The sequence below is a fragment of the Hymenobacter crusticola genome (assembly GCF_002154225.1).
Taxonomy (GTDB): domain Bacteria; phylum Bacteroidota; class Bacteroidia; order Cytophagales; family Hymenobacteraceae; genus Hymenobacter; species Hymenobacter crusticola.
Genome location: NZ_MTSE01000061.1, coordinates 1 through 7,529, shown reverse-complemented (window position 1 = coordinate 7,529; position 7,529 = coordinate 1). Strand labels below are relative to the sequence as shown.

The following is a 7,529-nucleotide window of genomic DNA, read 5'->3' as shown; positions in this document are numbered from 1 at the left end:
GCGCCGCAGGATCTGCTCGGTAAGCGAGGGCATTAGGGAAGGCGTACGGCGCGGGGCAGCCGACTGCTTGAGCGGTAACGTGACCGAGTCGTAGAATACCATGGGCGAGGAGCGAATACGGACTAGGCAGCAGGCAACGAAGCCACCATACAGCGCAAATATATTAAATAATTAATATTATATAATACTACACCTTTCCTCGCAATACGAACTTGTTTCCTCAACTGTGATATACCCCACTTGCTCCCCTTCCTGGATGTAGACCAACAGCACGGAACCTACATCCTCAACTCAAAACTGCCGCTGGGTAAGTTGGCGTAAGTCAGTAACCAAACTAGACACGCGCTGCACCAGCGGATTGCCGGCCAGAAAGCGGCGGAGCTTCTGCTCGATTGAGGGGGCAAGTGGTTGGGATAAGCGTCAGGTGGGATGCCGCATACAGATAGAATAGCATACGAAACAGCAGCTTAAGTAAAGCAATAACGATCTGTTTTCCCAGTACTTATCCTAAACACAAGAGCAAATCCAGCAGGTGCTGGTGCCCGGCGTAGCTGCCCGGGGGCTGCTCAGCGTTCAGCACTCTGGTTTCTACTTCCGCTACCTGCTCCAGGAACTGCTGCCGGGTGAGCACCAGGCCGTGGATTTGCCGCCGAGACAACGATTCCGATGGCTGTCTTACCGGCCAGTCTTCTGCTGGCCAGGCTTGTACCACGTAGTCCAGCTGTTGGGTGATGCGCAGTAGCCGGGAGTAGTAGTAAGGGGCGGTTACCGACAAAGAAAGGAGCTGGAGACGCAGGGTCTCCAGCATAGCGCGTAAGTCAGCGGGCATAAACACAAGCGTAACAAGCGCACGTACGAAATTGGCCTAGTCGTGGGTTGCAGTCTGGCCTACGCGACGGCTCTGTTCCTACCACTAGACCTTTAGTGACTGATCCGGCCGGGTCGCTCGTTTCCGCTCGTGTTCGAGAGTGCATAACACTCTCAATTGGAATAAGACCAAGATATCCGGTAAAACAGTGAATAGAGGACATCAGCCTTCAGCTTTAAGCGCGAGCAGGTCAGTTCAAGCCAACCACCAAGAGGGGTCGGTCGCTTTATCTGTTACACGACTGGTTGATACACTTGCTTGGAAGCTACCCACCAAGTACTACGATTGCCACGACATGTTCGGGTACCAAGGTTTGTCAGTTCAACATCCCAACAGAAGCAGGAACTATTTGATCTCAAAATTCCGCCTTTGAACATTGCGTTCAGTAAAACGAGGCCACGCAGCCTACCACGTCGCAACGTCGGGGTCGTCGTGCAACGGGGCGGTGGAAGCCATGTCCTCTGGTGCACGACTAGACCCGCGCTCACATCCGGGTATTTACTTGGCAGCCGACTGGAGCAGATGGGCTGGGTCGTCAGCCCGCTTCTGCCCGACCACCACCTCGTGGTGCTGGTAGCCCCAGTCGCTCATGGCCTGCACCACCGGCAGCAGCGTGCGGCTGTGGGCCGTACAGGCATACTCGACCGTGATGGGGCGCGTGTCGCAAACGGTGCGGCTCACCAGCTGGTGCTGCGCGAGCTCCTGCAATTCCTTCGCCAGCATGCGGGGCGTAATGCCAATTTCGCGGCTGAGTTCCCGGAAGCGAAACGGCCGCATGAACAGAGCCGCCAGGATCAAGAGCTTCCAGCGGCCGCTGATCACCTCGAGCGTATCGCGCACAGCTTGGTACTGGCTTTTGGGACTATTACCGGGGCAGGAGGGCATGGGGTGGTGTCGTCGGTGTAACTGGTATCCAAGTGGGAACTGATAGCCAAGGTAGCACAACCTACTGATAGGTTTGTGTCCTGCTTCATCTCACTATACTTTTTATGCCACGCATTCTGCTCTACGGAGCCACCGGCCGCACGGGCGGCCTGCTGCTGGACTACGCCCTGGCCCAGGGCTACGCCGTCACGGCCCTGGTGCGGAACCCTGCCAACCTCACCCGCCACGTGCCCCAACTGACGGTGGTAGCGGGCTCCCCCACCAACCTGGCGGATGTGCGCCGGGCCATGACGGGGTGTCACGCCGTCATCAGTGCCCTGAGTGCGCTGAGTGAGGCCGAGTCGTTTTCGCGCAAGAAAATAACGCCGCCCCATACTCTAGAAACGACGATGCGTAACACCCTCACCAGCATGGCCGAACAGGGCGTGAAGCGCATCGTGACGCTCTCTTCCATCGGGGTAGGCGACTCCTGGCCGTATGCGCCCTGGTACATGCGCCTGCTGATCAAGCTGACCAATTTCAAATGGGTGTTTGCCGATCACCGAGCCCAAGAAGAGTTGCTGCGGCAGTCGGGGCTGGAGTGGGTCATTGCCCGGCCCGTGGCGCTCACCAACCACGACCAACTTGGCCAGCTGGTGGTCCGCTACCAGCAAACACCCGCGCCGTTTGCTATCAGCCGGCGGCAACTCGCCCGGTTTATGGTCGACAGCCTGCAACACGACGAGTACATACACAAAGCCCCGCTCTTGGCCGAAAAACCTTGCTAACCGTTGCGAATGAGTGGCCCGCCCACTATCCCTACTTGGCGAAGGCCTGCGGCTAATGCTCAACAATGAGGGCTATTCCTCAGGACCAGCGACGAGCAACCTACGCCGTCACGTCTACTGCGGATTGGCGAGCAGTCAACCATACTTCATTCGCAACGGTAGGCTTGGCCGTTAACTTATAGGATTGGCCGTTTAACTCAGCGGTAGCTAGCCTACGTAGGAGTGGGTAATTTCCTGCATGGACTTGCGATGAACACTGCTTACTGGACAGTTGAGGTACTACGAGCTAGTGATCCGGCTCGCGTGGCGCTGGGTATTACGACGACAGATAGCTTCGCGCGGCGACCCGTCGCGCTAGAGGTGCCCGGGTGCGTGCTGGCACCAGGTCCCGCGCAGGTAGCTTACTATTTCAGGGCACAGCGGCGCAGCCGGTATGAATTGCGACAAGCCTTTGCCTTACCCCCCAGTATTTCGTTCTGCGAGGGGTAATCGAGGTTCGTCTAGTTCGGCTACCTAGACAGCGGCCGGTTGCTGGCTCCAGCCCTTGTCAACGCTGCTTCACCGGTGTACTGGGTTTGACAAAATGGGTATGGCGGAGCCATTCGTACGCCGTCGCGCCCTCGTCAAACGTCGCGATAAAGGGCTTTTCCGAATGTTGAATAAAGTCGGAAATGACCGTGTTGGTTTGCCAATCCCGAGCATTGATCCAGGCAATAACACCAATACCCGTGTCTGCTAATTGAGGCAAATAGTTGGTACTGACCCATTCGCTGATTCCATTCCAGCCGTCCAGGGCCTGACTACTATCACAGAGTAGTTTGAGATAAGAGACGTGGCGAGCATGCTGTAAAATCACAGCACAAGCGGCCAACGAGGTCGCCTTGCTTTGCAGGCCACTCCATTGCGCGAACAACCAGTTATTTTCCGAATCGTGGCACAACGAAAAACTAGGGGATTCATGTAAGGTTTTTACCATAGGGGTGGGACTTGAGTAATAACGTATAAGCCGATAAAGATTGCAGTACTTTTTAAGGTACTTTGCACAATTCAATGAACATCACGACTTGATAACTAAGTAGTTAGTGAATGTATCGTATTAGTCTTGTACTAGTCGCGCCTCGCCGTAAAAAGTTATAAGTATCCTCGGTGGGCAGTATCTTATTACTGACCTAGAGCCACGTGGTCAGTAATAGGCCTTGATACTCTTTTACAGGTACTGCGGCACTTGCCTACTTATACTATTCACCCCTTTTTCATTCCTGAAAAGGTGGTACAGTTTGCGGTCAGGCATCAACGGCGGAACACCGCTCTTGACCAGCTAAGGGCGCCAGTAGCGCGTGCTCAGCAGCCTGTGCTCTATCACTGGCACGGGTGGCACTTCTTTTTATAAGCGATGGGCTCTCACTAGCTCTGGTGGTACTAGCCGACCAAGCGTAGTCAATACCACCGTCGCCGGGTTACAAAAGGATAGTATTATAAACCTGCTAGTAGATGGCCGGTAGATACTTGCCTCAACCACATGGGCAACAGACTGATTGGATCAAGTTGTTGGCGTGAAGAAACGCCAAGCCCTCCAGCAAGCGGTGCGCGCATCGGAAATTGAAAAGAAGAGTTGGCCATGGCAGATTCAGTATTCAGCCGTGATCAATCCCTGCTGCCTAGCACGTTGGTCTCATGAGTATTGTTGCTGGGCGAATACGCTTATCGTTAGCCTACCGTAAAATCCGTAGCTATCTTTTTACTTTTCGGTAGGTGTTGGTGGCGGCTCCCCGTACAGGCATTATGACAGAACCCTCCACGGAAGCCGCCCGGCGCCGGGCCATTGCCTGGGCTACGGCCTTCGTCTACAGCGAGCAGCGCTTCTTTGCCGATTGGCAGATGGGCTTTGTGACCGTGGAGGCGGGTGAGTTTCACTGGGTGCTGACGAGCTTGGAGCACCCGAGCGACAACGCTTCGCTTTTAGCGCAATACGTTAAGGACTCGCACTTGCGCACCCTGCTGGAAGCTTTCAGCTAGGCGTAATTACTATAACTGGCTCAGCGGGTTGCCGTGGCGCACCAAAAGGCTACCTTGCCGCGACCCTTCCCTGTGCCCTACCTACTACCTAGATGGCATCCTCTCCTGCGCACCCCTCCCCCCGCCCCGACCTACCGACCTTCCGCCACGTGCTGCAGCACCAAGGGGTGCATGCGGCGTTGGGCTACTTGAATCAAGGCACCACGCACCGCTATACCGGCGTATTTCGCTTTGACGGGCAGCATTCGCGCAACCTCGTGCTCTTTGACCGCTATGATGCCCGCGTGCGGCACGGTCAAGCGGTGCCCTTGGTCGAAGCCTTCTGTTCCCTGGTGGGGAGCCAGCGCGAGTCGTTACAGATTCTCAATGCGTTTACCGATCCACTGGCCCAGCAGGTCGACACGTTGGTCGTCTCCTACTGCGGGGTGGTCATTTACGACACGCAAGGCCAACTCTACGGCACCTTGTGCCACTACGATTTTGACTTGTGCCAGCAGATCCCGCTGAACCTGCAGCTGCTGGAAGTGGCTGCTCCGCTGCTGTATGAAACCTTACAGCGAGCAGCTATGTGACTGACCAGCGTGCTGCGAAAGGCTGCTTGACTAACCAGAAGCATATGCTTAGTGTTGAGGTTGTTATATTAAGAATTGCGCTCCTTTTGCTGTACAACTCACCCTGTTATAGAAGGGGCGGTAGGAAGGAGTAAAAGGGCCTGAAAACGGTTCAAAAAAGTTGTACACCATTCAAAGTACAAGCTTGTTCCCAGTTCGACGAGAAAGGTGTACTCTACGTTGACACTATTTCCTATCTTTATACCCGTTCGGGTACTATTATGCGTTGAACATTCTAGTTTATACCCGATCAGGTATACTGATGGCGACCTCTATTGCTTTCTTCGTGCGCCAGCGCCGCAAGCTGCTGCAGCTGACCCAGCCTGACTTGGCCGCCAAAGCCGGCGTAGGGCTGCGCTTCGTGCGCGAGCTGGAACAAGGCAAAACCACGCTGCGCCTGGACAAGATCAATCTGGTGTTGCGCCTGTTCGGGCACGAAGTGGCGCCCGCGCCGTTGGATCGCACGCAATTGCTGGCCGAGGAATGAGGCGCGCCGAAATCCGTATGTATGGCCGGTTGGCCGGGCTGCTCACCCAGGATGAGCAGGGCTACACGTTTGTCTATGCGCCTGAGTACCTGCACACCCCCACCGCGGAGCCTATCAGCCTGACCTTACCCCTGCGCCCTGCACCGTACGTGGAGCGGGTCCTGTTTCCTTTTTTCGATGGGCTCATTCCCGAAGGCTGGTTGCTGGCCGTGGCCGAACGCAACTGGAAGCTCAACGCCCGCGACCGCATGGGGCTGCTGTTGGCCTGCTGCCAGGACTGCATCGGGGCGGTGAGTGTACATCCCTTACCGACTGACGAACTGTGAACCGCTGCCTGTTTTGCTACCAGCCGTTGCCCGCTGGGTTGGGTCAGGACTACCACCCGGCTTGCAGCCGCAAGTTGTTTGGCAAGTCCACCCCGCCGGCGTTCCCCTACACCGAAGCCGAGATGCTCGCCCTGGCCGAGGCCGTCGTGCGCCAGCACATTACCGTGACTGGGGTGCAGCCCAAGCTCTCGCTCGCCCTGGCCCCGAATAGCTCGACCGGGCAGCCATTGCGCTTCACCATCGTCGGCGCGCTCAGCGGAGAGTATATCCTCAAGCCCTCGACTCCGCACTACCCGCACCTACCGGAGGTAGAGGACCTGACGATGCATCTAGCCACCTTGGCGGGCATTGCCACCGTGCCCCACGGGTTGCTCCGCTTGGAAGGCGGCACCTTGGCCTATGTGACCCGCCGCATTGATCGGCAACAGGGGCAGAAGCGCCACATGGAGGATATGTGCCAGCTCACCGAGCGCCTAACCGAGCATAAATACGACGGCTCGCACGAGCAGGTGGCCAAAGCCCTGCTGAAGTACTCCGCCAACCCCGGCTTGGACGTGGTGAACTACTACGAGCTAGTGGTGCTGAGCTTTTTGACCGGCAACGCCGACATGCACCTGAAGAACTTCTCGCTGCTGCAGACCCCGGGCCTAGGCTATGGCTTGGCACCCGCCTATGATCTGGTAGCCACCGCGTTGGTAAATCCAGCCGATACAGAAGAGCTGGCGCTGACCTTGAACGGCAAAAAGCGCCGGCTGCGGCAAGCCGACTTCCGCCAGGCCATGCAGCGCGCCGGGCTGGCCGAGAACGTCATCACGCGGCTGCTGGCGCGCTTTGTCACCGCGCGTGCCCGCTGGGAAGTCTTTCTGCCCAGCAGCTTTTTGCCCGAGGCCATGCAGGCGCAGTTCTCCTTGTTGCTGGCCAATCGGTTTACGCAATTAGGGTTGGGCTAGCGCACGCAGACGGTTGCCTCTTTGCCGGATACCGCCCTACTCATCCGCGGAGCGGTACCCTTCTACACGCGTTCGAAAAAGGGTCGGTTTGCGACGGAGCATCCGCGTCAGGCACGGTGTGGATAAATGGACACGGTGTCCATTCCTGGACACGGTGGAAGTAGGGTAAACATAGTTACGTATAGGTAAGGGGTTAGCCAGCAGTGGATTACAAATAAGGCATAGTACTTGGCCCTCTTTCCGGCAGCTAGCGGTTGACTGTCCACACGCGGACAGGACAGCGCGTTATGTATTACGTAGTCCATTTCCCCTTTTTACATGCCTCTTTCCGATTCTCTTTCTAAGCCAACTTTTCGGACTTGGTCCGCCAGTGGACGGTCTTCTTTGTTCGTGGTGCTGCTGCTCGCGCTCGGCCTGGGTAGCGGCTGTTGGGCCCAGGCGCCGGCACCTAAAATCCAAGTGCTCGCCATTGGCTTCGACCACTTAAGCCAACTCTACACCAAGCAGGCGGCGCAGTCTGATGTCTTCAGTCCCAAGAAACAAGCGGAACTCGCCCAGCTCCGCACGCGCTTAGCGAAGTTTAAGCCGGACCTGATTCTGGTCGAAGCCGAACCCCAGG

General features: G+C 56.7%; 10 protein-coding genes and 1 pseudogene. 8 read left to right on the top strand and 3 right to left on the bottom strand.

Annotation, left to right across the window (positions count from 1 at the left end):
- Positions 1–502: 502 nt before the first annotated feature.
- Positions 503–829 carry a hypothetical protein gene (locus BXP70_RS28390; RefSeq protein ID WP_086597500.1) on the bottom strand — a complete coding sequence of 109 codons (327 nt, stop codon included), beginning with the start codon at positions 827–829 and terminating at the stop codon, positions 503–505.
- 537 nt (positions 830–1,366) lie between these two features.
- Positions 1,367–1,753: a winged helix-turn-helix transcriptional regulator gene (locus BXP70_RS28385; RefSeq protein WP_086597499.1), complete on the bottom strand. Its 387-nt coding sequence runs from the start codon at positions 1,751–1,753 to the stop codon at positions 1,367–1,369.
- A 104-nt stretch (positions 1,754–1,857) separates the two neighbouring features.
- On the opposite strand from BXP70_RS28385, the gene BXP70_RS28380 reads away from it, so the two are divergent.
- Together BXP70_RS28380 and BXP70_RS29770 are read left to right on the top strand one after the other, a co-directional pair.
- Positions 1,858–2,520: an NAD(P)-dependent oxidoreductase gene (locus BXP70_RS28380; RefSeq protein ID WP_086597498.1), complete on the top strand. Its 663-nt coding sequence runs from the start codon at positions 1,858–1,860 to the stop codon at positions 2,518–2,520.
- A gap of 249 nt (positions 2,521–2,769) precedes the next feature.
- The gene (locus tag BXP70_RS29770) at positions 2,770–3,009 is read left to right on the top strand and encodes a hypothetical protein (RefSeq protein WP_143436771.1); all 240 of its coding nucleotides are present in this window, start codon (positions 2,770–2,772) and stop codon (positions 3,007–3,009) included.
- A gap of 58 nt (positions 3,010–3,067) precedes the next feature.
- Here the strand turns inward: BXP70_RS29770 and BXP70_RS28375 are convergent, their stop codons facing one another.
- The gene (locus BXP70_RS28375) at positions 3,068–3,496 is read right to left on the bottom strand and encodes a hypothetical protein (protein WP_086597497.1); all 429 of its coding nucleotides are present in this window, start codon (positions 3,494–3,496) and stop codon (positions 3,068–3,070) included.
- 806 nt (positions 3,497–4,302) lie between these two features.
- Here BXP70_RS28375 and BXP70_RS28370 point away from each other — a divergent pair.
- The 6 genes and pseudogenes from BXP70_RS28370 to BXP70_RS28345 form a co-directional block, all read left to right on the top strand.
- The gene (locus tag BXP70_RS28370) at positions 4,303–4,536 is read left to right on the top strand and encodes a hypothetical protein (protein WP_143436770.1); all 234 of its coding nucleotides are present in this window, start codon (positions 4,303–4,305) and stop codon (positions 4,534–4,536) included.
- Between the two features lie 92 nt (positions 4,537–4,628).
- Positions 4,629–5,108, top strand: a complete 480-nt coding sequence (locus BXP70_RS28365) for a hypothetical protein (RefSeq protein ID WP_086597495.1) — start codon at positions 4,629–4,631, stop codon at positions 5,106–5,108.
- Between the two features lie 301 nt (positions 5,109–5,409).
- Positions 5,410–5,634 (top strand): helix-turn-helix transcriptional regulator, encoded by a 225-nt coding sequence (locus tag BXP70_RS28360; RefSeq protein ID WP_086597494.1) that lies wholly within the window; start codon positions 5,410–5,412, stop codon positions 5,632–5,634.
- A complete protein-coding gene (locus BXP70_RS28355) occupies positions 5,631–5,960 on the top strand; it encodes a HipA N-terminal domain-containing protein (protein WP_086597493.1) in 330 nt (109 codons plus the stop codon). Before BXP70_RS28360 ends, BXP70_RS28355 begins: the two co-directional genes overlap by 4 nt.
- Positions 5,957–6,910 (top strand): HipA domain-containing protein, encoded by a 954-nt coding sequence (locus tag BXP70_RS28350; protein ID WP_086597492.1) that lies wholly within the window; start codon positions 5,957–5,959, stop codon positions 6,908–6,910. The genes BXP70_RS28355 and BXP70_RS28350 overlap by 4 nt, the downstream gene beginning before the upstream one ends.
- 318 nt (positions 6,911–7,228) lie before the next feature.
- Positions 7,229–7,529 (top strand): annotated as a pseudogene (locus tag BXP70_RS28345) (hypothetical protein); the annotation flags it as partial.

Excerpts from the sequence above, each read along its gene's own strand:
- BXP70_RS28385 (WP_086597499.1), bottom strand. The coding sequence starts at position 1,753 with ATGCCCTCCTGCCCCGGTAATAGTCCCAAAAGCCAGTACCAAGCTGTG.
- BXP70_RS28365 (WP_086597495.1), top strand. The coding sequence starts at position 4,629 with ATGGCATCCTCTCCTGCGCACCCCTCCCCCCGCCCCGACCTACCGACC.
- BXP70_RS28380 (WP_086597498.1), top strand. The coding sequence starts at position 1,858 with ATGCCACGCATTCTGCTCTACGGAGCCACCGGCCGCACGGGCGGCCTG.
- BXP70_RS29770 (WP_143436771.1), top strand. The coding sequence starts at position 2,770 with ATGAACACTGCTTACTGGACAGTTGAGGTACTACGAGCTAGTGATCCG.
- BXP70_RS28375 (WP_086597497.1), bottom strand. The coding sequence starts at position 3,496 with ATGGTAAAAACCTTACATGAATCCCCTAGTTTTTCGTTGTGCCACGAT.
- BXP70_RS28370 (WP_143436770.1), top strand. The coding sequence starts at position 4,303 with ATGACAGAACCCTCCACGGAAGCCGCCCGGCGCCGGGCCATTGCCTGG.
- BXP70_RS28360 (WP_086597494.1), top strand. The coding sequence starts at position 5,410 with ATGGCGACCTCTATTGCTTTCTTCGTGCGCCAGCGCCGCAAGCTGCTG.
- BXP70_RS28390 (WP_086597500.1), bottom strand. The coding sequence starts at position 829 with ATGCCCGCTGACTTACGCGCTATGCTGGAGACCCTGCGTCTCCAGCTC.
- BXP70_RS28355 (WP_086597493.1), top strand. The coding sequence starts at position 5,631 with ATGAGGCGCGCCGAAATCCGTATGTATGGCCGGTTGGCCGGGCTGCTC.